This window comes from Arthrobacter sp. SLBN-122 (genome assembly GCF_006715165.1).
Lineage (GTDB): Bacteria > Actinomycetota > Actinomycetes > Actinomycetales > Micrococcaceae > Arthrobacter.
In genome coordinates, this window is sequence record NZ_VFMS01000001.1 from 990,216 (window position 1) to 1,014,266 (window position 24,051).

Sequence of the window (24,051 nt, forward strand, 5' to 3'; positions counted from 1 at the left end):
TCCTTGCACCGCCCTCCCAGCGTGGCGGGAACCGCGGGCAGGGTCCCAGAGTCTTTCGCCCCTTTCCGGCCGCCCCTTCTCCCCCGGTAGCGAACGGCCTGCCGACTTGTCCGGGGTGGTCTATATATTGAATCCATGACCTCCACCTCCCTACAGGATTCCACCGGCACTGCTATCCCGGCGCCCCCGGTTGCCAAGAAGATTCCCACCGAGCGCACCCATCACGGGGAGACGTTCGTGGACAATTACGAGTGGCTGCGGGACAAGGAGTCGGCCGAGGTCGTGGAGCACCTGCAGGCCGAAAACGCGTACCAGGAAGCCGTTACCGCGCACCAGGAGCCGCTCCGCGAGGCCATCTTCCAGGAGATCAAGGGCCGCACCCAGGAAACCGACCTTTCCGTTCCGCACCGCAAGGACGGCTGGTGGTACTTCAGCCGGTCCGCGGAGGGCAAGGAGTACGGCATCCACTGCCGGGTCAGGGCGCAGGACACCGGGGATGCCGTGGCCGACTGGACCCCGCCGGCCGTGGAAGCCGGGGTGGGGATCCCCGGTGAGGAAGTCCTGCTGGACGGCAACGTAGAAGCTGAAGGCAAACCGTTCTTCTCCGTGGGCGGCACAGCCGTCACGGTTGACGGCACCCTCTACGCCTACGCCGTGGACAACTCCGGCGACGAACGCTTCACGCTTCGCATCAAGGACCTCCGCACCGGCGAACTCCTGCCTGACGTCATCGAGAACATCTTCTACGGCGTGGCGTTCTCCCCGGACGGCACGCGCCTCTTCTACACGGTGGTGGACGAGGCCTGGCGCCCGTACCAGGTGAAGGCGCACGTCCTGGGCACTCCCGTGGCCGACGACGTGGTGGTGTACCAGGAGGATGACGCCGCCATGTGGTTGGGCTTCGAGCTCTCCGCGGACCGGCGTTACCTGGTGCTGGGCATCGGGTGCTCGGAATACAGCGAAACCAGGGTGCTGCGCTTCGACGACCCCGAACAGGCCGTCATCACGGTGATCTCCCGGAACGAACGCATCCTGTATGAGGCCGAGCCTTTCCTCCTGGAAGGCCCCAACGGCGAAAAGGCCGAGAAGATCCTGCTCACGCACAACCACGGCGCCATCAACTCCATGGTCTCCTTGGCGGACCCGGCCGAGCTGGACAAGCCGCTGGCGGAACAGGCCTGGCAGACCGTCGTCGAACATTCCGGCGACGTCCGGGTCAACGGCGCCGGCGTCACCGCCACGCACCTCATCGTCTCCATCCGCAAGGACACCATCGAGCGCGTCCAGGTGATGGGGCTGGCCGGGCTGGGCACGCCCGCACAGCAGGCGCCCGTTGAGCCGGCGTTTGACGAGGAGCTCTACACCGCGGGTGTGGGCGGTTCCGACTATGAAGCCCCCGTAATCCGGCTTGGCTATACGTCCTACTTCACGCCGTCGCGCATCTACGACTTTGTGCTCCCCACCCTTGACCAGCCCAGCGGCGAGCTGCTGCTCCGCAAGGAAAGCCCTGTGCTGGGCGGGTATGACGGCAGCGACTACGTGGCCACGCGGGAATGGGCCACGGCAGGTGACGGCACGCGCATCCCGCTGTCGGTCCTGCGGCATAAGACCGTGAAACAGGATTCGACGGCGGCCGGCCTGGTCTACGGATACGGCTCCTACGAGATGAGCATGGACCCCGGCTTTGGCATCGCACGCCTGTCCCTGCTGGACCGCGGTGTGGTGTTCGTGATCGCCCACATCCGGGGCGGCGGCGAGCTGGGCCGGCACTGGTATGAGGACGGCAAGAAGCTCACCAAGAAAAACACCTTCACCGACTTCGTTGACGCCACCGATTGGCTGGCGAACTCGGGTTGGGTGGATCCCTCCCGTATCGCCGCGCTGGGCGGTTCGGCCGGCGGGCTCCTGATGGGCGCCGTGGCGAACATGGCACCGGAGAAGTACGCGGCCATCGTGGCGCAGGTGCCGTTCGTGGACCCGCTCACCAGCATCCTGGACCCGGACCTGCCGTTGTCCGCCCTGGAGTGGGAGGAGTGGGGCAACCCCATCACGGACCCCCAGGCCTACGCCTACATGAAGTCCTACTCCCCCTATGAGAACGTGCGCGAGGTGGCCTACCCCAAGATTGCCGCCGTGACGTCCTTCAACGACACTCGGGTCCTCTACGTTGAGCCGGCCAAGTGGGTGCAGGAACTGCGGAACAAGACCACCGGCACCGCGCCGATCGTGATGAAGATCGAGATGGACGGCGGCCACGGCGGCGCGTCCGGCCGGTACGTCCAGTGGCGGGAACGGGCCTGGGACTACGCCTTCATCGCCGACGCCCTGGGCGCCACCGAACTACTGCCGGGCGCCGGCCTGAAGTAGGACTGAAGCGTACGACGGCGGGCGGGTCCCGCCGTCGTGGGCTTTCCTTTGCCCGCGCCCCAGCAGGCAGGGCTTCAGGTCTGCGGGTGCTCCACCAGCCATTCAGCGAGTGTTTCAAGGTTGGCGCGGACGGTGCGTCCCTGGGCGCGCTCCACCAGCGGATCGGCGACCTTGCCAAAGATGCCGCCCAGGCCGGAATCTGCGTCAATCCGCTGGGTGACGCGGGTGCCGCCATCGGCCGGTTCAAGGGTGAATGACACCGTGAAGTTCAGCTTTCCTTCAACGGAGCGGGACACCATTCGCCGTGGCGGCTCGAACTCCACCACCTCGACAGTCCAGTCGAAGCGCCGGCCCATGATCTTGCTTGTTCCCCGTCCCCGGCTTCCCCTCCCCACGGGGCCACCCCCCACCTGCTCAGAGGCGGTGACCGAGGAGTCATAGACGGCGATGTTTTCGAACTTCGACAGGAAATCGAAGACTTCCTGCGGCGGCCGGGCGATGACAACGGATTCTTCTACTACTGGCATCGGATTCTCCTGAACAGCACCTGCTGCCGACGCGGCTCGTCCGGCAGGTAGGCACAGCGCCAGCTTGGACCGCTGCCGTGTCACTGTCAATGCGCCAATAAGCTAACCATGCTTACTATTGTGGGGCACTTGTTTTCCGCAGGGACCAGAGGAGCGGGCATGTCATTAAGCAAGGGAACGCACGTGGAGTGGAACACTTCGCAGGGCAAGACGCACGGCAAAATCGTGGAAAAGAAGACCAGCGACTTCGACCTGGACGGCAATACGCACCGCGCCACTGAGGATGAGCCGCAGTACGTGGTGGAGTCGGAGAAGACCGGTGCCCGTGCGGCCCACAAGGCATCCGCGCTGACTGAGAAGAAGTAGCGCCGTGCCTGTCCAGCATGAGGTGGTCATCATCGGCGGCGGCAATGCCGGCATTTCGCTGGCCGCCAGGTTGCAGCGCTACGGCGTCAAGGACGTGGCGGTGATCGAACCACGGGACCACCACCTGTACCAGCCGCTGTTTTCGCACATCGCAGGCGGCCGGGCCCAGGCCAAGGAAGCCGTCCGGCCCCAGCAATCGGTTGTCCCCCAGGGCGTCACCTGGATCCGGGACGCGGCGGCGGGCGTGGACGCCGATGCCAACACCGTCGCCTTGGAGTCCGGGGCCTCTGTGGCTTACGGCCAGCTGGTGGTGTGCCCCGGGCTGCAGTATGACTGGGATTCGGTTCCGGGGCTGGCCGAGGCCGTGCACTCGCCGCATGGCGCCTCCCATTATGAGTTCGATCTTGCCCCCAAGGCCTGGACGCTGCTCAGCGGAATGACCTCCGGCACCGCCGTTTTCACGATGCCAGGGGGACCCATCAAGTGCGGCGGCGCGGCCCAGAAACCCATGTACCTTGCCTGCGACTACTGGCGTGAACAAGGGGTCCTGGACAAGATCCGGGTGGTGATGGTGCAGCCCTACCCCACGGTGTTCGGGGTTCCGGAAGTGGACCGTGAGTTGGACCGGAAGATCGCCGAGTACGGGATCGAACTGCGGACCAACAGCGAACTAGTGTCCGTGAGCGCTGCAGGCCGCAGGGCAACCATTCGGGACAACGCCGCAAACACCACCGAGGACCTGGCCTACGACGTCCTCAATGCCGTCCCGCCACAGTCGGCCCCGGACTGGCTCAAGGCCACGGATCTGCCGGCCGGCGGTGACGCGGGCGGCTTCGTGGAGGTGGACCGGCAGACGCTCCGGCACCTGCGCTACCCCAATGTGTGGTCCCTGGGTGACGCCGCAGGAACCACCAACTCCAAATCGGGCGGCGCGCTGCGCAAGCAGACCAAGGTGGTGGCGAAGAACTTGGTGGCGGCCCGGAAAGGCAAGCCGCTGCCGGCGAAGTACAACGGTTACTCGGTGTGTCCGTTCACGGTGTCAAGGGACACCGTGGTTTTCGCCGAATTCGACGACCGGTACCGGCCCATGCCCACCGTTCCCCGGGTTCCCACCTGGAATGAGAGCAAACTGTCATGGCTCGTGGACCGGGACCTGTTTCCGAAGATCTACTGGAACCTGATCCTCAAGGGCCGGGCGTAAAACCTAGCCGGCGGAACCGATCCGCCACTCATCGGCGAGGATGGCGTAGGTGAGCTCGGTGGCCCACTGGCCTTTGTAGTGCCACTTGTCGATGTGCCGCGCCTCCAGCCGCATGCCCAGCCGGCCGCACAGTGACGCCGACGCCCCGTTGAGCTCGTCCAGCCGGGCTTCAATCCGGTGCATGCCCAGCTCCTTGAAACCCAGGTTGAGGACGGCCCCCGCGGCCTCCGTGCCGTAGCCCTTGCCGCGGGCTCCAGGCGCCAGGGTCCACCCCACTTCGCCCTGGCCGCGCCCCGGCAGCCATTTGAGCACCACTTCACCCTGCAACCCGGGCTCATCCGCCGCCTCAATGGCAAGGGCTACCCAGTCGCCTTCCTTTTCGAAGACAAAGTTGGCGTACCGGCCCACCCGCTCCATCGACTGCGTGTAGCTTTTGGCCGGGCCCGGCAGGAACCGGGCGGTCTCCGGCAACGAGTGGTAGGCGTGGAACGCGTCCAGGTCACCGCCGTCAAACCGGCGAAGGACCAGCCGTTCGGTGCGGATCGGCAGGGAGATCTCAGGCATGGATCGAGGCTAACCCTTGGTTCATCGGTTGCTCCAAAAACGTCGTTTTGGGCGCCCAAAAGGACCGTTATGGAGCAGTCGATGATCCGACGACGGCGGCTGTCGCCTCTGCGATGGCACGTTCCTCATCCGTGGGCACCACCAGGACGGGAATCGCGGAGGACGGCGTGGAAATGACGCGCGGCTCCTTTGACCGCTCGGCGTTCAGGCCGCCGTCGAGCTCGATGCCCAAGGCGCCCAGCTTGTCCGCCACCAAAGCACGGAACTGCTGGGAGTTCTCGCCGATGCCGGCCGTGAACACCAGCGCCTTGGCCCCGCCGACGGCCACGTGGTAGCCGCCGATGTATTTGGCCAGGCGGTAGGACGCCACCGCGAGGGCCATCGCGGCCTTCCCGTCACCGGACTCGGAGGCTTCCACCACCGAGCGCATGTCATTGTTGCCGGCCAGGCCCTTCAGCCCCGATTCCCGGTTGAGCATGGTGTCGATGTCCTCGGGCGTCCAGCCGGCGCGGCCAAGGAACACCAGGATGGAGGGGTCCAGGTCGCCGGAGCGGGTGCCCATGACCAGGCCCTCGAGAGGGGTGAAGCCCATGGAGGTGTCCACGGACCGCCCTCCACGGATGGCGGTGACGGAGGCGCCGTTGCCGAGGTGGGCGATGACGCCGTCGAACTCCTCGATGGGGAGGTCCAGCAGCGCGGCCGACCGGCGCGCCACGTACTCGTGCGAGGTCCCGTGGAAGCCGTAGCGGCGGATGCCGTGGTTGGTGTACAGCTCGTCCGGGACTGCGTAGCGCCAGGCGTGCTCCGGCAGGGTCCGGTGGAAGGCGGTGTCGAAAACGGCCACCTGCGGCATTGTGGGCCACTTTTTGGTGATGGCACGGATGCCCAGGACGTTGGCGGGGTTGTGCAGCGGGGCCAGCGGGTTGAGGCGTTCGATGGCGCGGGTGATCTCGTTGTCCACCAGCACGGGTTCGGCGAACCGCTCGCCGCCGTGGACCACCCGGTGCCCCACCGCGGCCAGCTCGAGGTCGCCCAGCTCCTGGTGGATGGCCGCGTCCACCTGCTCCAGTGCCTCCGCGTGGTCCCGCGGGCCCACGATCTCGCCGTCTCCGCCGCCGCCGTTGCCCATGCCGATCTTCTCGATCAGCCCCTCGGTGAGGACCGTCCCGGCCGTCACATCACGGACCTGGTACTTCAGGGACGACGAACCGGAGTTGATGACGAGCACGAGCATGCGGGGCCTCCTCAGCCTGGCGTCTGCAGTTCAACCCCCACTATATGTGCCGCGCCGCGCGGCTGATTCCTTGCGGATCGGGCGCGGCTGTGCCTATGGTCGGCGGACAAGGCTGGACCACGCCGAGAGGACAATTCCATGACGAACGAGCCCAATTCGATCGACGAGAACGACCCCACCAACACGGGATCCAGCAGCACGGCCCCGCTCAACGCCCAGCCGGACTCGGGCAGCAAGAATGATCCCACGGGCGTGGAGGGCGCCAACCCGGCCCTGGACGACACCGGCCACGTCAAGGCCGCGGAGACCGGGGAAGCGCCGGAGGCACCGGAGAACCGGGAGGACCTGGACCTCACGCCGCAGGGCCTCTCGGACGAAGCTGCCAAGCAGGAGGACCCGGAGAGCCTGGCCAAGCCGGACAACAGCTAAGGACACCAGCGCAAAAAGTACGACGCCGGCACTTTCCAAAGTGCCGGCGTCGTATTTTTTGCGCTGTGGCAACTACGCCCGGGCCCCCTGCCGCTGCGCGGCCAGGTAAGCGAACAGCCGGCGAAGGCCGAACGACCATTCCGGAAGCTCCTCGCACGGGCCCACCCTGTTCACCAGGGCACCGAGGTGCCGGCTGCGGATGGTCACCAGGTCGCCGTGTTTGTGCGTGAAGCCCTCCCCCGGCACATCGCGGTCCTGCGTTGGGGCGAACAGCGTCCCCGTGAAGAGCGCGAACCCGTCCGGATACTGGTGGTGCTTTCCATAGGTCGCGGCCACAAGCTCCTCGAACGGCCTGCTGATCCGGGCAACGCTGTTCCGGCCCTCCAGCAGGTAGCCGTCCGGGCCCTCAACGCGCAGGAGGATCTCCTCATCGCGCAGCGTATCCAGCGTGAAGGCGCCGTCGAAGAGCCGGATGAACGGGCCCAGCGCGCTGGAGGCGTTGTTGTCCTTGGCCTTGCCCAGCAGCAGCGCGCTCCTGCCTTCCACATCGCGCAGGTTCACGTCGTTGCCCAGCGTTGCGCCCACCACGTTGCCGGCGGAGGTGGCGATCAGGACCAGCTCAGGCTCGGGGTTGTTCCAGGACGAAAAGGCCGGGATCCCGATGCCAGCTCCCAGGCCCACCGAGGACAGGACCGGGGCCTTGGTGAAGACCTCCGGGTCCGGGCCGATCCCCACCTCCAGGTACTGCGACCACAGGCCTTCGGAGATCAGGACGCGTTTGGCCTCGGCGGCTTCCGGCGATCCCGGCCGCAGGGCGGAGATGCTTCCGCCCAGGGCGCGCCCCACCAGTTCCCGCACTTCGGCTGCACGTCCAGCGTCACCGGCACAGCGCTCCTCGATGACCCGCTCGATCATGCTGTCCACGAACGTGACGCCGCAGGCCTTGATGACCTGGAGGTCCACGGGGGCCAGCAGCCTGGTCCGGGTGCTGTCGCCCGCCAGGGAAGCGTTGACGACGGCGGCCGCCTCCCACCGCGGTTCCGCCAGGCTGGGATCCGCGAGGGCGGAGCGGACGGCGGCTGCCGGGTCCGGGAGCTCCAGGAGCTCCGCGACGGTTCCGGCCACGCGGTGCAGATCAAAGATGCTGCCCCCGCTGACGGCGACAACGCGCGGGCCGCCACTCTCCACATCCCAGACCCGCCCGATCAGCAGGGCCTGGTCCGCATCCTCGGGAAGGACTCCCTGGACTTCTTCAGGGCTTATGGCGTTCACTGCTTGTCCTCCCTGGCGGCCACGGACCCGGCCGCGGGGACGGACGGGCGCTGCCAGACGCCGTCGACCCTTTGCGGCACCTGCCAGGGATTGTTATCCCGCAACGGTTCAGGCAGGCGCTGCGCCGGGAATGACTGGTACGCCAGGGGCCGCAGGAAGCGGCGGATCGCTGCCGTCCCCACCGAGGTGGTGTTTGAGGTGGTGGCCGGGTAGGGCCCGCCGTGGTGCTGGGCGTAGCTGACGGTGACCCCGGTGGGCCAGCCGTTCCACAGGACCCTGCCGCTGATGTCCGCCAGCCTGGCGGCGAGCGCGTCCACGTCGTCCTCAGCTTCAGCCTGCAGCGTGGTGGTCAGCTGCCCTTCCAGCAGCCCCGCCAGGGCCGGCAACTCGGATTCGTCACCGTATTCGACCACCAGGCTGGCCGGGCCGAACATTTCCTGGCGGAGCAGCTCCGGGTTCTTCCGGACGTCCGTTGCGGTGGTGAGCAGGACCGTGGGGGCCGGTTCCTCGGCAAAGTTGCCTTCCACCAGGACCTCAACGCCGCCGCTGTCCCGGAGCCGGGTAACGGCACCGGCGTAACCATCGTGCAGGCGGGGGCTGAGCAGCCGGGCGGGGGTAAACCCTGACAGGGCCTGCTCCAGCTCGCGGCGGATGCCATCAGCCTGTCCCGCGGGGATGAACAGGAGCCCGGGCTTGGTGCAGAACTGGCCCATTCCCAGAGTGAATGAGGCAGCGTAGCCGGCAAGGATTTCCGCCCGCCGGGTTGCCCAGGCCTTGCCCGTGACGAAGACGGCGTTGATGCCGCCCAGTTCGCCGAAGAACGGGATGGGTTCCGGGCGGGCAGCGATGCGGTTGAGCAGAGCCCGGCCGCCGGCCGTGGAGCCGGTGAAGCCGATGGCCTTGACCAGGGAGTGGTCAACGAGTGCCTCGCCGGCCTGCCGTCCGGTCACCATAGCGAACAGGCCCGACGGCGCCCCGGCACTTTCCAGCGCGTCGACCACCGTGCGCACGGTCCGGGCAGCAAGCCGTGCGTGCGCGTCGTGCGCCTTGTGGACCACGGCGCAGCCAGCGGCCAGGGCCGACGCGCTGTCCCCGCCCATCACGCTGAACGCAAAGGGGAAGTTGGAGGCACCGAAGACGCCAACGACGCCGAGCGGAACGTTGCAGCGCCGAAGGTCAGGGCGCGGGCCCATGGGCCAGTCGGGATCGGCGTGGTCGATGGTGGCGTCGAAGTGCTCACCCTGGCGGATTTCCGCTGCGAAGAGCCGCAGCTGGAACACGGTGCGCTTCAGTTCCCCTTCCAGCCGGGCCGCCCCAAGGTGCGTTTCCGCGACGGCGGTCTCCACCAGCCCCGCAGCATCCTGCTCCAGGCCGGCGGCAATGGCGTCCAGCCATGATGCGCGCCGCTGCGGGTCCGCCAGCCGGGCCTGTTCGAAGGCACGGTGGGCGGCAGTGACCGCCGCGTCCAGCTGCCCCACGGTGGTGGGGTCGGCAAGGACGGCAGTTCCTTCCGGCGCCGTGTTCATCGGCCGGCTCCTGCTGCCGCGGCCACCGAGCCACCGGTGACGGCGGCTCGGGTGCCCACTTCCTGCCACCCTGCACCGTTGGGGAATTCCCAGCGGGTGCGGGAGGCGGCAAACATCTCGGCGCCGGTACCGGGAAGTGCGGGGGCGGCATAGCGGCCGTCGATGATCCGGACGGGTTCGGCGAAGTGCTCGTGCAGGTGGTCAACGAATTCGATCATGCGGTTTTCCTGGCTGCGGGCCACCACGGCGTAGTCGAAGAAGGAGAAGTGCTGGACCAGTTCGCACAGGCCCACTCCCCCGGCGTGGGGGCAGACGGGAACCCCGAATTTGGCCGCGAGCAGCAGGATGGCGATGTTCTCGTTGACGCCGGCCACTCGGGTGGAGTCAAGCTGGAGGACGTCGATGGCACTGGCCTGGAGGAGCTGCTTGAAGACAATCCGGCTCGCCACGGCCTCTCCGGTGGCAACCCGAACCGGGCTGACACCCCTGCGGATCTCGGCATGGCCCAAGATGTCGTCCGTGCTGGTGGGCTCTTCAATCCAGTAGGGGTTGAATTCAGCCAACTGGTTGACCCACTCAACGGCCTCGGACACTTCCCAGCGCTGGTTGGCGTCGATCGCGATGGGCAGGGCGCCCACGGCCTCGCGGGCCAGGTCCATGCGCCGGCGGTCATCGTTGATGTCACCGCCCACTTTGAGCTTGATCATGGAAAAGCCCTCCGCCGCCGCTTCCTTGCTCAGCCGGACCAGCTTCTCGTCGCTGTAGCCGAGCCAGCCCGGGGAGGTGGTGTAGGCAGGGAAGCCGTCAGCCTTGAGGGCGGCGATCCGTTCGGCCTTGCCTTCCTGGCCGGCGCGGAGGATCTCCAGTGCTTCCTCGGGGCTGAGGGCGTCCCGGGTGTGGGTGAAGTCCACCACGCTGACCAGTTCCTCGGGCGTCATCTCGGCAAGGAGGAGCCAGAGCGGCTTGTTTTCACGGCGGGCGCGGATGTCCCACAGGGCGCTGACCAGGGCGCCGCACGCCATCTGGGTGACGCCCTTTTCGGGACCCAGCCAACGGAGCTGGGAGTCGTGGACCAGGAGCTTGGAGGCGGCACCCAGGTCAGAGATCAGCTCGTCGATGTCGCGGCCCACCAGAAGTCGTGCGTAGGCGTCAATGGCCGACGTCAGGATGTCATTGCCGCGGCCGCAGCTGAAGACAAAGCCGTGGCCCTCGTCGCCCGCATCAGTGCGGATGACCACGTAGGCGGCGGAGTAATCGGGGTCGACGTTGACCGCATCGGAACCGTCAAGTTCAAGGGATGTGGGAAAACGGACGTCCTGGGTCTTGACGGACGTAATGGAAGGCATGGATCTCAACTTTCGGATGGCAGCTGTGAGGGAAGGGGAAAGATTCGATTCCTATACGAATTTCTAAAATCATATAGGACATGTGATCCAGGTCAAGGCCTGCCTGTCATTCAACGTCGCGGCAAAGGGCCAAAAAAGCCCCGGCCTTCCACAGGCCGGGGCTGGGCCGCCGCATGCTAGCCGGTGACAATCCGCCGCCGCGGCGGGCCGCTGTCCTCCAGGGGAGCAAGTTCGCCCTCGAAGGCCTTGGCAAACCTGTCGAAGGAGTTGCGGATGTGGGTGGTCATGGCCGCCTCGGCCCGCTCGGGATCGCAGGCCTCGATTGCCTCGCGCACGGCGGTGTGCTCAGCGACGGTGATGGCGCCGTCCACGTCCGCAGGGTAGAGCCTGAAGGTGTGCAGGTGGCAGTGCGTCTGGGCAAAGGCGTGCCGGACCACCGGGTTGCCGGAGGCGGCCAGGATGGTGTCGTGGAAGCGGGTGTCGTGGGCCACCAGATCCTGCCGCAGGTCCCTGCTGCGCTTCATGGCGTCCCGGAAGCCTGCCAGCTCCCTTTCCAGCGTCCCTGCCGGATTGGCCAGGCGGTCCACCGCAGCCGCACGCGCTGCCCAGGGTTCCACCAGGAGCCTGAACTCGAACAGCGAGCGCAGTTCCGGCAGGTCCAGGAGCGGGGTGGTGCTGTAGCCCCTGCCGGGGTTGTAGACCACCAGGTTGTCGCCCTCGAGCCGCTGGAGCACTTCGCGGACTGGAGTCTGCGAAACCCCCAGGCTCCGGGCCACGGCATCAATGTTGATGCGGGTCCCCGGGGCAATTTCGCCGTCGAGGATGGAGGCGCGCATGGCCGTATAGACGTCGGGCACGGCCGCCTTGCCGCGCGGAACTTCGGATGGTTGACGTGGGGGCACGCGGTTACCTCTTGCACTGGATTGGACTGGCGCCGGCAGAATCTGCGCCGGTTTGGACTGCCAGTGGTTGGTCGGGAGCTGCTGGGGGAATCATAAGCCACGCATCACCGGCGGCTCCGATAAGGGGCTTTTCGAAAGCAACACTTGATCTGGATCACAATATCTATATGATTAACCAGATTCCTATATGATTTTGGCGCTGATATCTTCCGCGTCTCCCCTCCGCCCGTGCGCACCGCACCCGAAGCCATGTATATGTCGAAGGAGACCGCATGACTACGCTCGGAAGTAAGACATCCATTGCCAACCAGGCCCGGCAGCCCCGCATGATGACCCGCAAACGCTGGGTCATCATCTGGCTCGCCTTCATAGGCCTCAGCATCAACTACCTGGACCGTTCCAGCCTCAGCGTTGCCCTGCCGTTCATGGGCAAGGATTTTGAACTCACCGCCACCCAGCAGGGGCTGATCTTTGCGGCCTTCTTCTGGGCCTACGACTTCTTCCAGCTCGCCGCCGGCTGGTACGTAGACAAAGTGGGCCCCCGCCGCTCGTTCTCACTGGCCGCCGTGTGGTGGTCCGTCTTCACCATGGTCACTGCCGCGGCCTCCAGCTTCTGGTCACTTTTCGCGGCCCGTTTCCTCCTGGGTGTCGGCGAGAGCCCGGCCCCCAGCACGGCGGCCAAGGTGGTAGCCACCTGGTTCCCGGTCCGCGAACGCGCCTTCGCCACCAGCATCTGGGACTCCGGCTCGCGCGTCGGGGCAGTCATCGCCCTGCCGATCGTCACCCTGATCGTCGCCTTCACTTCCTGGCACGCGGTGTTCATCATCATCGGCGTCCTGGGCATCATCTGGGCCGCCGTCTGGTGGAAGTACTACCGCAGCCCGGAGGAGCACACCGGCGCCAATGCCGCCGAAATCAGCTACATCCAGGAGGGCGGCGCCCGCGGCGCGGCAAGCGATGACGAGGGCGCGGCCAAACTCCCCTGGCGTTCGCTCTTCAAGTACCGCACCATCCTGAGCATGATGTTCGGCTTCTTCTGCCTGAACAGCGCCATCTACTTCTTCATCACGTTCTTCCCCAGCTACCTGGTCAAGGAACGCGGCTTTGACCTGCTCAAGCTGGGCTTCTTCGGCGCCATCCCCGGCATCTGCGCCGTCCTGTTCGGCTGGCTGGGCGGCTACCTTGCCGACCGTGCCGTCCGGGCCGGGTCCCCGGTCAGCAAGGTCCGTAAAACGGCCATCGCCGGTGGCCTGGCGGGCGGTTCCGTGATCATGTTTGCGGCACTGGTTCCGGAAGCCTGGATGGCACTGGCACTGCTGTCCGTCGCCTACTCCAGCCTCACCGTGGCGGCAACCGGCATCTGGTCGCTGCCGGCGGACGTGGCCCCCAGCTCCCGCCACGTCGGCTCCATCGGCGGGTTGCAGAACTTCGCGTCCAACCTGGCCGGCATCTTCACGCCCATCCTGATCGGCGTGCTGGTTGACCAGACCGGATCCTTCGTGGCGCCGCTGGCCGTCATCGGCGCAGTCTCCCTCATTGGCGCAGCCAACTACCTGTTCGTCATCGGCAAGATCGAGCCGCTGAAGGTCCCGGCAGCGGCCTAAGTATTCCCGGCCCTAAAGAAAAGGTCGACGCCGGCACTTGCGAAAGTGCCGGCGTCGACCTTTGTGCGTGGTGTCCTAGGAGGCCGGCTGCGCCTGGGCCGAAACTTCGGCCTGAACGGCCCCCTCGGCCGGCCCCGGGGCCTGCGCCTGGATGGCCGTGATGGCCACCGTGTTCACGATGTCCTCCACGGTGCAGCCGCGGGAGAGGTCGTTGACCGGCTTCCGCAGCCCCTGCAGGACGGGGCCCACGGCCACGGCCCCCGAGCTCTGCTGCACCGCCTTGTACGTGTTGTTGCCGGTGTTCAGGTCCGGGAAGATGAACACCGTTGCCTGCCCTGCCACCGAGGAGCCCGGCATCTTGGACGCGGCGATCGAGGCGTCCACGGCGGCGTCGTACTGGATGGGGCCCTCAACTGCGAGGTCCGGGCGGCGCGTGCGCACCAGCTCGGTGGCCTGCCGCACCTCGTCCACGGCCTCCCCCGAGCCCGAGCCGCCGGTGGAATAGGAGAGCATGGCAACCCGCGGCTCCACGCCGAACTGGGCGGCGGTCTCGGCCGAGGCCAGGGCAATGTCCGCCAGCTGCTCCACGTTGGGATCCGGGTTCACGGCGCAGTCGCCGTAGACCAGCACCCGGTCCGGCATGAGCATCAGGAACACCGAGGACACGATCTTCACGCCCTCACGGGTCTTCACAAACTCCAGGGCCGGCCGGATGGTGTGCGCGGTGGTGTGGGCCGCGCCGGAGACCATGCCGTCCACCACGCCCAGCTGGACCATCATGGTGCCGAAGTAGCTCACGTCCTGCATGATTTCCAGGGCCTTGGGCAGGTCCACGCCCTTGTGCGCCCGAAGCTCGGCGTACTTTTCGGCGAACTTCAGGCGCAGCTCGGAGGTGGCCGGGTCGATGACGTTGATGCCGGCCAAATCGATGCCGTTGGCGGCAGCCAGTTCCCGGATGTCGGATTCGGGGCCCAGCAGCGTCAGGTCGCAGACATCGCGGCGGTGCAGGATTTCGGCTGCCCGCAGGATCCGGACATCGGTTCCCTCCGGCAGGACAACATGGCGCCGCTGCGCCCGGGCGCGCTCGATGAGGTCGTGCAGGAAACGCAGCGGCGTCATCCGCTCTGCCCGGGGCAGGTGCAGGCGCTCCACCAGCTCGGTTTCATCAACCCGCCGGGACCAGAGCCCCAGGGCGGAGGCCACCTTGCGCCGGTGGCCGGACCAGATCTCGCTGCGGACCTCGGAGACCCGGCGGGCGGTCTGGTAGGTGTCATCTTCCGTGGCGAACACCGGGAACGGCGCCTGTGCCAGGAGCGGGTAGATGTTCGCGTCCGGGGCCAGGCCGCCGGTGAGGATGAGGGCCGAGGCCACCGGGAACTCAGGCGAGAAGGAGGATGCCAGGCAGGCCACCATCACGTCCGCCCGGTCCCCCGGCACAATCACCAGGGCGCCTTCATCGAGCACATTCAGGAAGTTGCCCACGTTCATGGCGGCCACCTTGATGTCCCTGACGTCGCGTTCCATGTCCGGAGTTCCCGCGATCTGCCGCACGCCCAGCGCCAGGGCCACCTCGCCGGTGGTAGGCCGGGCGATCTCCTCCAGTTCCGGCAGGATGTAAACAGGCCGGCCGGAGGCACCCGGCTTCAGGGCAGCCGCAATGGCGTCCAAGTCATCGGCGTCCGCCCGGTTGACCATGATGGCCAGGAGCGCGCATTTTTCGGCGGCAAGTTCCTTGCGCGCAACCTCGACGGCGGCCGCGGTCTCGGGAACGGTGCGCCCCTTGGCGCCCACCACGGCCACCACGGGTGTGGCGAGGTTGTTGGCAAGCCGGGCGTTGAGGTCGAATTCGACGGCGGAATCCTGGCCCACCAGGTCGGTGCCTTCGACGATCACCACGTCGCAGTGGCGGGCGATGTCCGCAAAGATCTCCACGCACCTGGCGTCGATCTCCGCCCGGTTTCCCTCAGCAAGCAGCGCGCGGACCTCGTCGTACGTCAGGCCGCCGCGGCACCGGTCATCCTCCAGGGCAAACCGGGACTTCATCAGCGCCAGCATGGGGTCGTTCGCTGCCGAGGGCCCGTGGACCACCGGCTTGAAGAAGCCGATCCTGTCCGCGTGCCGGTGCAGCGTATCGGCCAGGCCCAGGGCTATCAGGGACTTGCCCGATCCCGGGGTGGTTGCGCTGACGTAGATGCCTTTTGCCATGGTCCGCCCTTTGCTGTGCTGGTGCCGGTCCTCCCATCCTTGCACCCCGGGCGCCCTAAATGGCAAAGGTGCGTGCCGCCGTCGAGCGTTCCAGCCCAGTTGCTTTTCCCTACATAGTGCGGCGCGCCGTGCACGACGGCGTGTCCCCGGTCTTGGTGCCTGAGGTCCGCTAAGTACGTGGGCAGGAACGCACGCACCGGAACTGCATCCCCTTGACACCGGACCCCCTCATGGGATTACCTAATGAACATTCGGTAAATAAAGCTGGAGGCAATGACGCATGGCTGAAGCAACACTTTCCGGGGCCACCCACCCCATCCTGGAAAACGACTACGCCTCCGAATGGATGGGAATCGAGGTCCTCGCCCTCAGCGACGGCCACGCCACCATCCGGATGACCCTTCGGCAGGAAATGCTCAACGGATTCGGCATGGCCCACGGCGGAATGATCTTCGCGTTCGGGGACACCGCCTTCGCCCTCGCGTGCAACCCCATCCACCCTGCACCCGGCGAGGAAGGCACCATCACCGTGGCCTCCGGCGTCGACATCAACTTCCTCAAGCCCGCCTTCCGCGGCCAGGTGTTGACCGCCGTCGCCGACCGCCGCTCCAGTGCCGGGCGCAGCGGCCTGTACGACATCCAGATCTTCGCCGCCGACGCCGCCGCGCCGGCCGCCGAGACCCAACCCAGTTCCCCGGGCGAGCTCATCGCCGAGTTCCGCGGACGCAGCCGCACCATCCCCAAGAAGTAGGAAAACCATGACCCTGCATGCCCCCGAAACCGCACCCGTCGGCACCGACGCCGTCCTGGACCGCGAGGAAACCATCTCCCGGGATGAGCTCGAAGCCCTCCAGCTCAGCCGCCTGCAGCACACGGTGGCCTATGCGTACGACCGCGTGCCGCTGTACAAGCGCAAGTTCGACGCCGCCGGCGTCCACCCCAACGACCTGCGCGAACTCGGCGACCTGGGCAACTTCCCCTTCACCACCAAGGACGACCTGCGCGAGGAATACCCGTTCGGCATGTTCGCGGTTCCCCAGGCTGAAGTAGCCCGCGTCCACGCCAGCTCGGGCACCACAGGCCGGCCCACCGTCGTCGGCTACACCAAGCAGGACCTGGCGGACTGGGCAAAGCTGGTGGCCCGCAGCCTCCGTGCCTCCGGCGTCCGCCCGGGCATGAAGGTCCACAACGCCTACGGCTACGGCCTGTTCACCGGTGGGCTCGGTGCGCACGCCGGAGCCGAAGCCCTGGGTTGCACCGTCATCCCCATCTCCGGCGGCCAGACCGAGCGCCAGATCCAGCTGATCCAGGACTTCAAGCCGGACGCCATCCTGGCCACCCCCACGTACCTGCTGACCATCGCCGACGCCATGGCCCACATGGGGATCGACCCCGCCTCCACCTCGCTGAAGTACGCCGTGCTGGGCGCCGAACCGTGGACCGAGGAGATGCGGCACGAGCTCGAGGTCACCATGAACATCAAGGCGTGCGACATCTACGGCCTTTCCGAAGTGATGGGCCCGGGCGTCGCCGGCGAAGCGGTGGAGACCCAGGACGGCAGCCACATCTGGGAGGACCACTTCCGCCCCGAGATCATTGACGCATTCAACCCGGAGGTGGGCAAGGAAAACGTCCTGCGGGACGGCGAGCACGGCGAGCTTGTGTTCACGTCGCTCACCAAGGAAGCCCTCCCCATCATCCGTTACCGTACCAAGGACCTCACCCGCCTGCTGCCCGGCACGGCCCGCCCCGCACACCGCCGGATGGGACGCATCACCGGCCGCAGCGACGACATGATCATCCTGCGCGGCGTGAACGTCTTTCCGTCCCAGATCGAGGAAATCGCACTGCGGATCCCCGAGCTCAGCCCGCACTTCCAGCTCGAACTGACACGCCCGGAGGGCCAGCGGATGGACCAGATGACGGTCAAGATCGAGCGCCGGGACGCGGTGAGCGTTGAGCAGGGCACGACGGCGGCACGCACCTTGAAGGAGCAGATCAAGATCCACGTGGGTTCTTCCTGCACCGTGAACGTCGTGGAGCCGGGCTCGCTCGAGCGGTCCAACGGCAAGCTGCGCCGGATTTACGACCTGCGCCCGAAGGGGTAGGCAGCCCTGCGCCGACTGACCGACCGCTCATGAGAAACTAGCCACTATGCCCCGCACCACTGAGACCACCAGCACCAACGGCACCGCCGTCAATGGCACAGCGAAGCGGGGCAGGCCCGGCTACGACCAGCAGTCGGTGCTGCGCATCGCCGTCGACGTCTTCAACCGCCACGGCTACGACGCGACATCCATGGGGATCCTGGCGGACAACCTGGGCATCTCAAAGTCGGCGATCTACCACCACGTGCCGTCCAAGGGCGATCTCCTCAAGCTCGCCCTGGACCACGCACTGGGCGGTCTCGAGTCCATCCTGGAGCAGCCCCAGGCAACCTCGGGAGCGGCCGATGCACGGCTGGAGTTCGTGCTGCGCCAGACGGTGGCGGTGCTGGTTGACCGCCTGCCCTTTGTCACGCTGCTCCTGCGCCTCCGCGGCAACACCGAAATCGAGCGCGACGCGCTGGAACGGCGGCGCGCCTTCGACCACAAGGTGGCAGCCCTGATTTCCGCCGCCCGCGACGAAGGCTCGCTCCGCCAGGACATCGACCCCCGGACGGTCTCACGGCTCCTGTTCGGCATGATCAACTCCATTGTCGAGTGGTACAAGCCGGGCGGTTCGCTGTCGCCGCAGCGGCTGGCCGACGACGTCATCACCATGGCGTTCGACGGCCTGCACGCGGACGTGTAAGAGGCTCGCGGCCGGCTCCCTGGCGGCGATAATAAGGGTGCTTGGTATTTTCCCCACTCCCCGGCTACGGTGGTAGAAAACCAGCATCCGCAGGGAGGTACAAATGGGCCAGGCCAGCGATCCGCGGCGATCATGCCGCCTGCGCACGGTACTGGGCGGCGGCGTCCTCGTGGCCGCGCTGGCACTCACCGGCTGCACCGGTACGCCAAGCCCCCCGGCCCCCAGCGGGTCCTCCTCAAGCCAGGCGTCGTCGTCGGACTCTGCCAACCCGGCACCGGCATCCTCCGCGGCCAACTCCGCTGCACCGGCGGAAGGCGGCGGCTCCGGGACAGCGGCCGGCAACCTGCCGCAGCTCGTGGAGAACCTCTCACCGTCCGTCGTCACCATCTTCACGGAAGGCGGCCTGGGCAGCGGCGTAGTGTACTCGGCGGACGGACTGATCCTGACCAACGAGCACGTGATCCGCGGTGCCACCAACGTCGAGGTGGGGTTCGCCGACGGGCAGCGCGTGGAAGGGACCGTAAAGGCCAGCGACGCCGTGACCGACCTTGCGCTGGTGCAGGCCAAGCGCACCGGCCTGCCGAAACCCACCTACCAAAGCGAGCTGCCGAAAGTCGGCGAAGGCGCCCTGGTCCTGGGCTCACCCCTTGGTTTTGAAAATACGGCCACCGCCGGCATCATCTCCGGCCTCCACCGCTCCATCCCCGGCTCCGCATCGAACAGCCTTTCCCTGGTGGACCTCATCCAGACTGACGCGCCCATCAGCCCCGGCAACTCCGGTGGCGCGGTGATCAATATGCGCGGGGAGGTGATCGGCATCAGCGAGGCCTACATTCCGCCGTCGGCCGGGGCTGTCTCACTTGGCTTCGCGATTCCGGCCGCCACCGCTGTGGACGTCGCCGAGGAGCTGCTGGCCAACGGCACCGCCAAGCACGCGTACCTGGGCCTCACTCCGGGCGAACTGACGGCGCAGATCGCCGACCAGCTGGGAATCCAGGAAGGGGCCGGCGTCGTGGTGCTCGCGGCGGACAGCGACGGTCCTGCCGGGCGCGCTGGGATCCGTCCGGGCGACGTCCTGCAGTCCATGGAGGGCGTGGAGCTCACCACGCCGGAGAAGCTCGTGGCGGAACTGCGCAAGCGCAACCCCGGCGACACCGTAGGCTTCAAGGTCAAACGCGGCGATCAGAGTTTGGATATCAAGGTGGACCTTACCGACCGGCCCGCCAGCACAACCACCCGATAGGAAGGAAAAGAACATGAGCCACCCCAAGGAAGAACCCGACGCAGGATTCATCATTCCGGACCCCTCAAAGATCCGGGAGGACGTTCCCGGCGACGCCGGCGACGAGGCCAATGTGATCCGCTTCAGCGAGGAGCAGGCCCTGATCGAGGAACAGGCGCACGGCATCCGCCCTGACACTTACAGCGTCCCCTCCGGCGGCCCCACCATGGATGAGGCCCGCGGCAACATGGACCTTTCCGACCGCAGCGAAGGCGGCCGCGGCACGGGTCCCGAGGATGACAGCAGCGACGACGGCCTGCACGGCGGCGCCGAAAACTGACGCCTGACGAAGACAAGCAGCAGGGGTACCCCGATCCGACCGGGGCACCCCTGCTGCTTCGTTTGGTCCTGCTGGCTGCCGGTGCGCCTAGACCTGGTACTCGAGCTTGCCGCCGAGGTTCTGGTGGACGCACAGGATGTTGTGCTCCGTATCCATGAACCAGGCGCACTTCTCCGACTCCGTGGTGCAGATATGGTTCTCCGTCCGCAGCGTGGGCAGGTCGTAGTCCTGGAACATCACTCCCCTGGCTTCCATGTCCCGGACAGTTGCCTCAATGTCCGAAACTTCAAAGCTCAAGGCCGTGTGCTCGGAATGCTTGCCGTCCGCCACCGGCATCAACTGCAGCATGGGGCCGCCGTCGGTACCGAGTAATTCACTGCCGTCCTCCGCCTTGCCGCGGTGCGGGAGTCCGAGCTTTTCGGTGTAGAAAGCGCGGGCGCGGGCTGCGTCATCGACAGGCAGGATGGTTGTGGCTGTGTTCATTTTAAGGGTCATGTGGCCACCTCCTACGGGTTGAATCCTACGCCCGGGCTGCCGGAAAAGACCCTCCCCCAAACGCCCGGTTGCTCCATCACTTTTGGTCCCTAAACCGGCGTTTTAGGGACCAATAGTGATAGAGCAACTTGGGGTTTGGGAGCGGGCTACTTCTCCACGAGGGTCAGGACGTCGTAGGTGGCCACGATCTCGTCGTCCTGGTTGGTGAGCACGGCGTCCCAGGCCACCTCGCCGTATTCGTCGGTTTCCCGGGGAGTGATCTTCTTGGCAGTCAGGGTCACCCGGATGGAGTCCCCTGCGGCGACCGGCTTGGCGAAGCGGCAGTTCTCCAGCCCGTAGTTGGCCAGGACGGGACCCGGTGCCGGCTCCACGAACAGTCCGGCGCCCCACGCGAGCAGGAGGTAGCCGTGGGCCACGATGCCCGGGAAGAACGGGTTGGCTTCGGCGGCCTCCTGGTTGGTGTGGGCGTAGAACGTATCACCGGTGGAGTTGGCGAACGCGGTGACGTCCTCGAGGGTGACCTGGCGCAGGTCAGAGCGGACGGCATCGCCAATCCGCAGCGTCGCCAGTGACTTCCGGAACGGGTGCGTCCCCTCGGTCTCCACCGTGAAGTTCCGGTCAGCGCCGGTGTGCCACACGCCGGTGACGGCCGTGAGCATGTTGGGGGAACCTTGGATGGCGGTGCGCTGCATGTGGTGCATGACGGACCGGATGCCGCCCAGTTCCTCGCCGCCGCCGGCGCGCCCCGGTCCGCCGTGCACCAGGTGAGGCACCGGTGATCCGTGCCCGGTCGACGAACGGGCGTCCTCGCGGTTGAGCATCAGGACGCGGCCGTGGTGGGCGGCGATACCGGTGACCAGTTCCCGGGCAACGTCCGGATCGTTGGTGCACACGGAGGCCACCAGGGAGCCGCTGCCCCGGGCGGCGAGGCGGACGGCGTCGGCGATGTCCTTGTACCCGATCACGGACGAAACGGGGCCGAAAGCCTCCAGCGAGTGGACTTCCTCCGCTTCGGGGTCCTGCCAATTCAACAGGACCGGTGCCATGAATGCGCCGCCTTCCACCACGCCGGTGGTCCCGTCGGCGGAGGTGACCGACGGCGAATCGAGCGTTCCGTACGCAAGCTCGCCGCCGGCGTCGAGCATGGACTGCACGGCTGCGCGCACGTCGTTGAGCTGCTCGACGGAGGCGAGCGCACCCATGGTGACGCCGTCGGCGCGGGGGTCGCCGAGGACTATCCGCTCGGTGATGCGCCTGCCGATGGCGGCGGACACTGCCGGGACCAGTTCCTGCGGCACGATGGCACGGCGGATAGCGGTGCACTTCTGCCCTGCCTTGGCCGTCATTTCGGTGACCACGGACTTGACGAATGCGTCGAATTCCGGGGTGCCCTCCACAGCATCCGGGCCCAGGATCGCGGCGTTGAGGGAGTCTGTTTCGGAGGTGAAACGGACGCCGCCCTGGACCACGTTGGGGTGGGACTTCAAGGACAATGCGGTGGAGGCGGATCCGGTGAAGGCCACCAGGTCGCGGTAGTCCAGGACGTCCAGCAGCCCGCGGACCGAACCGGAGACCAGCTGCAGCGAGCCCTTGGGCAAGATGTTCGATTCCACGATGGCCTTGACCACTGCGGCAGCCACATAGCCGGTTGGGGTGGCAGGCTTGACGATGGTGGGCACGCCGGCGATGAAGGCGGGCGCGAACTTCTCCAGCATGCCCCACACCGGGAAGTTGAACGCGTTGATCTGCACGGCAACGCCCGGGATGCGCGTGTAGATGTGTTCGCCAGCGAAGGAGCCGTCCTTGGACAGCACTTCCATGGGTCCATCCACCACCACCTGGGAGTTGGGCAGTTCTCGCCGGCCCTTGGAGCCGAACGTGAAGAGGACGCCGATGCCGCCATCGATGTCGATCATGGAGTCCACCTTGGTGGCGCCGGTCTGGGCCGAGAAGGCGTAGAAGTGCTCGCGCCGGGCGTTCAGGTACTGCGCCAGTTCCTTGAGCTTGAGGGCCCGCTGGTGGAAGGTCAGCTTGCCCAGTTCGGCCTGGCCCGTGGTGCGCCCGTAGTTCACGACGGCGCCCAGGTCCAGCCCCTCCGTGCTCACCTTCGCCAGGACTTCCCCGGTGCTCGCATCACGGACAGGGACCGCGGAAGCCGACGAGCCGGCGTCGGGCGTCCACCATGCATCCATGATGAAGCTGGGCACTGTCTCCACGGTGTCGACCGTGGCCTGGGGAGCTGTGGCTGTGGTGGTCATCGTTGACGGTCCTTCCAACAAGGGGGCAGGCAAACAGGGCAGGTCATTACTGACCGTCCGTTCGGTAATATATTCACCATACATGAAGTGCCGTGCTGCACACTAGAAGGCCAGGATCGAATTCGACCACCCAAAGGAGAACGTATGAGCACCCCATCCCCCATGGAAGCTGCGGACCATCAGCCTTCCGCGCATGAACTGTGGAAGATCACGCTCGGCGAACTGGACGAGAAAATGGGCGTGAAGATCCTGGAGGAGTCCGTGGACCGCGTGGTGGCCACCATGCCGGTGGAGGGCAACCGGCAATCGTTCGGACTGCTGCACGGCGGCGCCTCCCTTGCCGTGGGTGAGGCCGTCGGGTCCTGGGCCGCCGTCATCCACGCCAGCACCATGGGCAAGACGGCGGTGGGAGTGGACGTTTCCGCCACCCACCACCGCTCCGCCCGGGAGGGCCAGATCACCATCACGGCCACCCCCATCCACCTTGGCGGGACCCTGACCACGCACGAGGTGCTGATCACCAACGAGGCGGGCCAGCGGCTCTGCACCCTGCGCATCACCAACCTGCTGATGAAGCGGAAACACTGACACCAAAAATCCGGGTACTGCATCCAAACGTGATGTTCCGGCGGTAGTAAGCGCGTAAGCATGAAACAGTCCGGTCCCCCGGGCATCCTTCAAGGAGTTCGAAATGCGCAAAATAACCGTCGCCGCCGGAGCACTTTCACTTGCCGCGTCACTGGCCTTCGCTGCCCCCGCGCAGGCGGACAGCCGACATCATGATGACCACCCCGCCCTTCTGTCCGTCCTGCATGGCGTGCCCGGCCTCACCGTGGATGTGTGGGTGAACGGCGACCTCACCCTGGACAACTTCACGCCCGGCACTTTGGCCGGGCCGCTGGAACTGGCGGCCGGGGACTACCAGATCGCCATCACGGGGGCGGATGCCACCAGCGCGGAGGACCCGGTGATCGGACCGGTGCACGTTGAACTCGACGAGGGCGGCAACTACACCGCAGTGGCGCATCTTGACGCCGAAGGCACCCCCACCGCGTCGCTCTTCACCAACGACACCAAGGCGCCCCGGAATGAGAAGAAGGGCAAGCTGACGGTCCGGCACGTAGCCGCTGCTCCCGCCGTCGACGTCCTGGCCGGCGGCTCCGCAGTGATCGAGGGACTCAGCAACCCGGACGAGGCAATCCTGAAGCTCAGGGCCGGCACCATCTCAGCGTCCGTCGCCGCAGCAGGGACCACCGACCCCGTGATCGGGCCTGCGGACATCACGGTCGAAGGCGGGAAGAACACCATCGTCTACGCGTGGGGAAGCCTGGCCGACGGCACCCTGGACGTCGCCGTCCAGGTGGTTGACGGCAGGGACAGGTGCGACGACGACCACTGAC

Annotated in this window: 22 protein-coding genes; 12 read left to right on the forward strand and 10 right to left on the reverse strand. The window is 66.7% G+C overall.

The annotated features are described in order from the left end of the window. Positions 1-135: 135 nt before the first annotated feature. On the forward strand, positions 136-2,367 hold the full coding sequence (locus FBY36_RS04715; protein WP_142117561.1) for a S9 family peptidase: 2,232 nt from the start codon (positions 136-138) through the stop codon (positions 2,365-2,367). A 74-nt stretch (positions 2,368-2,441) separates the two neighbouring features. On the opposite strand, the gene FBY36_RS04720 is transcribed toward FBY36_RS04715, so the two are convergent. Then, positions 2,442-2,894, reverse strand: coding sequence for an SRPBCC family protein (locus tag FBY36_RS04720; protein WP_142117562.1), 453 nt, complete (start codon positions 2,892-2,894; stop codon positions 2,442-2,444). Between the two features lie 159 nt (positions 2,895-3,053). Between FBY36_RS04720 and FBY36_RS04725 the strand changes: the two genes are divergently transcribed. Together FBY36_RS04725 and FBY36_RS04730 are read left to right on the forward strand one after the other, a co-directional pair. Continuing rightward, complete coding sequence (locus FBY36_RS04725; RefSeq protein ID WP_142117563.1) at positions 3,054-3,260, forward strand: DUF2945 domain-containing protein; 207 nt, start codon at positions 3,054-3,056, stop codon at positions 3,258-3,260. A gap of 4 nt (positions 3,261-3,264) precedes the next feature. Then, entirely contained in the window at positions 3,265-4,461 is a 1,197-nt protein-coding gene (locus FBY36_RS04730) for an NAD(P)/FAD-dependent oxidoreductase (RefSeq protein WP_142117564.1), read from the forward strand. A 3-nt stretch (positions 4,462-4,464) separates the two neighbouring features. Here the strand turns inward: FBY36_RS04730 and FBY36_RS04735 are convergent, their stop codons facing one another. Together FBY36_RS04735 and FBY36_RS04740 are read right to left on the reverse strand one after the other, a co-directional pair. Beyond that, on the reverse strand, positions 4,465-5,025 hold the full coding sequence (locus FBY36_RS04735) for a GNAT family N-acetyltransferase (protein WP_142117565.1): 561 nt from the start codon (positions 5,023-5,025) through the stop codon (positions 4,465-4,467). Between the two features lie 67 nt (positions 5,026-5,092). After that, positions 5,093-6,259: an acetate kinase gene (locus tag FBY36_RS04740; RefSeq protein ID WP_142117566.1), complete on the reverse strand. Its 1,167-nt coding sequence runs from the start codon at positions 6,257-6,259 to the stop codon at positions 5,093-5,095. Between the two features lie 138 nt (positions 6,260-6,397). Here FBY36_RS04740 and FBY36_RS04745 point away from each other — a divergent pair, with 138 nt between their 5' ends. After that, positions 6,398-6,688 (forward strand): hypothetical protein, encoded by a 291-nt coding sequence (locus tag FBY36_RS04745; protein WP_142117567.1) that lies wholly within the window; start codon positions 6,398-6,400, stop codon positions 6,686-6,688. Positions 6,689-6,760: 72 nt separating this feature from the next. On the opposite strand, the gene FBY36_RS04750 is transcribed toward FBY36_RS04745, so the two are convergent. The 4 genes from FBY36_RS04750 to FBY36_RS04765 all read right to left on the reverse strand — a co-directional run bounded on the left by FBY36_RS04750 (position 6,761) and on the right by FBY36_RS04765 (position 11,734). Then, positions 6,761-7,960 carry a fumarylacetoacetate hydrolase family protein gene (locus tag FBY36_RS04750; RefSeq protein WP_142117568.1) on the reverse strand — a complete coding sequence of 400 codons (1,200 nt, stop codon included), beginning with the start codon at positions 7,958-7,960 and terminating at the stop codon, positions 6,761-6,763. Continuing rightward, on the reverse strand, positions 7,957-9,486 hold the full coding sequence (locus FBY36_RS04755) for an aldehyde dehydrogenase (NADP(+)) (protein ID WP_142117569.1): 1,530 nt from the start codon (positions 9,484-9,486) through the stop codon (positions 7,957-7,959). The genes FBY36_RS04750 and FBY36_RS04755 overlap by 4 nt, the downstream gene beginning before the upstream one ends. Beyond that, on the reverse strand, positions 9,483-10,832 hold the full coding sequence (locus FBY36_RS04760) for an enolase C-terminal domain-like protein (RefSeq protein WP_142117570.1): 1,350 nt from the start codon (positions 10,830-10,832) through the stop codon (positions 9,483-9,485). Before FBY36_RS04760 ends, FBY36_RS04755 begins: the two co-directional genes overlap by 4 nt. 176 nt (positions 10,833-11,008) lie before the next feature. Continuing rightward, positions 11,009-11,734, reverse strand: a complete 726-nt coding sequence (locus FBY36_RS04765) for a GntR family transcriptional regulator (protein WP_268815548.1) — start codon at positions 11,732-11,734, stop codon at positions 11,009-11,011. A 272-nt stretch (positions 11,735-12,006) separates the two neighbouring features. Here FBY36_RS04765 and FBY36_RS04770 point away from each other — a divergent pair, with 272 nt between their 5' ends. After that, a complete protein-coding gene (locus tag FBY36_RS04770) occupies positions 12,007-13,338 on the forward strand; it encodes an MFS transporter (RefSeq protein WP_142117571.1) in 1,332 nt (443 codons plus the stop codon). A 75-nt stretch (positions 13,339-13,413) separates the two neighbouring features. On the opposite strand, the gene pta is transcribed toward FBY36_RS04770, so the two are convergent. Next, the gene (gene pta, locus FBY36_RS04775) at positions 13,414-15,543 is read right to left on the reverse strand and encodes a phosphate acetyltransferase (RefSeq protein WP_142117572.1); all 2,130 of its coding nucleotides are present in this window, start codon (positions 15,541-15,543) and stop codon (positions 13,414-13,416) included. A gap of 280 nt (positions 15,544-15,823) precedes the next feature. Here pta and FBY36_RS04780 point away from each other — a divergent pair, with 280 nt between their 5' ends. From FBY36_RS04780 to FBY36_RS04800, 5 genes are all read left to right on the forward strand, one after another. Then, entirely contained in the window at positions 15,824-16,294 is a 471-nt protein-coding gene (locus FBY36_RS04780; RefSeq protein WP_056328864.1) for a hotdog fold thioesterase, read from the forward strand. Between the two features lie 7 nt (positions 16,295-16,301). Next, on the forward strand, positions 16,302-17,651 hold the full coding sequence (gene paaK / locus FBY36_RS04785) for a phenylacetate--CoA ligase PaaK (RefSeq protein WP_142117573.1): 1,350 nt from the start codon (positions 16,302-16,304) through the stop codon (positions 17,649-17,651). Positions 17,652-17,697: 46 nt separating this feature from the next. Then, positions 17,698-18,336, forward strand: a complete 639-nt coding sequence (locus tag FBY36_RS04790) for a TetR/AcrR family transcriptional regulator (RefSeq protein WP_142117574.1) — start codon at positions 17,698-17,700, stop codon at positions 18,334-18,336. A 103-nt stretch (positions 18,337-18,439) separates the two neighbouring features. After that, complete coding sequence (locus FBY36_RS04795) at positions 18,440-19,579, forward strand: S1C family serine protease (protein WP_142117575.1); 1,140 nt, start codon at positions 18,440-18,442, stop codon at positions 19,577-19,579. Positions 19,580-19,592: 13 nt separating this feature from the next. Beyond that, complete coding sequence (locus tag FBY36_RS04800; RefSeq protein ID WP_142117576.1) at positions 19,593-19,898, forward strand: hypothetical protein; 306 nt, start codon at positions 19,593-19,595, stop codon at positions 19,896-19,898. Positions 19,899-19,985: 87 nt separating this feature from the next. Here FBY36_RS04800 and FBY36_RS04805 read toward each other — a convergent pair whose 3' ends face one another. Both FBY36_RS04805 and paaZ read right to left on the reverse strand, forming a co-directional pair. Then, complete coding sequence (locus FBY36_RS04805; protein WP_142117577.1) at positions 19,986-20,393, reverse strand: VOC family protein; 408 nt, start codon at positions 20,391-20,393, stop codon at positions 19,986-19,988. A gap of 146 nt (positions 20,394-20,539) precedes the next feature. After that, the gene (gene paaZ / locus FBY36_RS04810) at positions 20,540-22,651 is read right to left on the reverse strand and encodes a phenylacetic acid degradation bifunctional protein PaaZ (RefSeq protein WP_142117578.1); all 2,112 of its coding nucleotides are present in this window, start codon (positions 22,649-22,651) and stop codon (positions 20,540-20,542) included. Positions 22,652-22,795: 144 nt separating this feature from the next. On the opposite strand from paaZ, the gene FBY36_RS04815 reads away from it, so the two are divergent. After that, positions 22,796-23,239 (forward strand): PaaI family thioesterase, encoded by a 444-nt coding sequence (locus FBY36_RS04815; RefSeq protein ID WP_235008723.1) that lies wholly within the window; start codon positions 22,796-22,798, stop codon positions 23,237-23,239. Between the two features lie 103 nt (positions 23,240-23,342). Further along, complete coding sequence (locus FBY36_RS04820) at positions 23,343-24,050, forward strand: DUF4397 domain-containing protein (protein ID WP_142117579.1); 708 nt, start codon at positions 23,343-23,345, stop codon at positions 24,048-24,050. Position 24,051: the final 1 nt, after the last annotated feature.

Excerpts from the sequence above, each read along its gene's own strand:
- FBY36_RS04715 (WP_142117561.1), top strand. The coding sequence starts at position 136 with ATGACCTCCACCTCCCTACAGGATTCCACCGGCACTGCTATCCCGGCG.
- FBY36_RS04720 (WP_142117562.1), bottom strand. The coding sequence starts at position 2,894 with ATGCCAGTAGTAGAAGAATCCGTTGTCATCGCCCGGCCGCCGCAGGAA.
- FBY36_RS04725 (WP_142117563.1), top strand. The coding sequence starts at position 3,054 with ATGTCATTAAGCAAGGGAACGCACGTGGAGTGGAACACTTCGCAGGGC.
- FBY36_RS04735 (WP_142117565.1), bottom strand. The coding sequence starts at position 5,025 with ATGCCTGAGATCTCCCTGCCGATCCGCACCGAACGGCTGGTCCTTCGC.
- FBY36_RS04740 (WP_142117566.1), bottom strand. The coding sequence starts at position 6,259 with ATGCTCGTGCTCGTCATCAACTCCGGTTCGTCGTCCCTGAAGTACCAG.
- FBY36_RS04745 (WP_142117567.1), top strand. The coding sequence starts at position 6,398 with ATGACGAACGAGCCCAATTCGATCGACGAGAACGACCCCACCAACACG.
- FBY36_RS04755 (WP_142117569.1), bottom strand. The coding sequence starts at position 9,486 with ATGAACACGGCGCCGGAAGGAACTGCCGTCCTTGCCGACCCCACCACC.
- FBY36_RS04760 (WP_142117570.1), bottom strand. The coding sequence starts at position 10,832 with ATGCCTTCCATTACGTCCGTCAAGACCCAGGACGTCCGTTTTCCCACA.
- FBY36_RS04770 (WP_142117571.1), top strand. The coding sequence starts at position 12,007 with ATGACTACGCTCGGAAGTAAGACATCCATTGCCAACCAGGCCCGGCAG.
- pta (WP_142117572.1), bottom strand. The coding sequence starts at position 15,543 with ATGGCAAAAGGCATCTACGTCAGCGCAACCACCCCGGGATCGGGCAAG.
- FBY36_RS04780 (WP_056328864.1), top strand. The coding sequence starts at position 15,824 with ATGGCTGAAGCAACACTTTCCGGGGCCACCCACCCCATCCTGGAAAAC.
- paaK (WP_142117573.1), top strand. The coding sequence starts at position 16,302 with ATGACCCTGCATGCCCCCGAAACCGCACCCGTCGGCACCGACGCCGTC.
- FBY36_RS04790 (WP_142117574.1), top strand. The coding sequence starts at position 17,698 with ATGCCCCGCACCACTGAGACCACCAGCACCAACGGCACCGCCGTCAAT.
- FBY36_RS04795 (WP_142117575.1), top strand. The coding sequence starts at position 18,440 with ATGGGCCAGGCCAGCGATCCGCGGCGATCATGCCGCCTGCGCACGGTA.
- FBY36_RS04800 (WP_142117576.1), top strand. The coding sequence starts at position 19,593 with ATGAGCCACCCCAAGGAAGAACCCGACGCAGGATTCATCATTCCGGAC.
- FBY36_RS04805 (WP_142117577.1), bottom strand. The coding sequence starts at position 20,393 with ATGACCCTTAAAATGAACACAGCCACAACCATCCTGCCTGTCGATGAC.
- paaZ (WP_142117578.1), bottom strand. The coding sequence starts at position 22,651 with ATGACCACCACAGCCACAGCTCCCCAGGCCACGGTCGACACCGTGGAG.
- FBY36_RS04815 (WP_235008723.1), top strand. The coding sequence starts at position 22,796 with ATGAGCACCCCATCCCCCATGGAAGCTGCGGACCATCAGCCTTCCGCG.
- FBY36_RS04820 (WP_142117579.1), top strand. The coding sequence starts at position 23,343 with ATGCGCAAAATAACCGTCGCCGCCGGAGCACTTTCACTTGCCGCGTCA.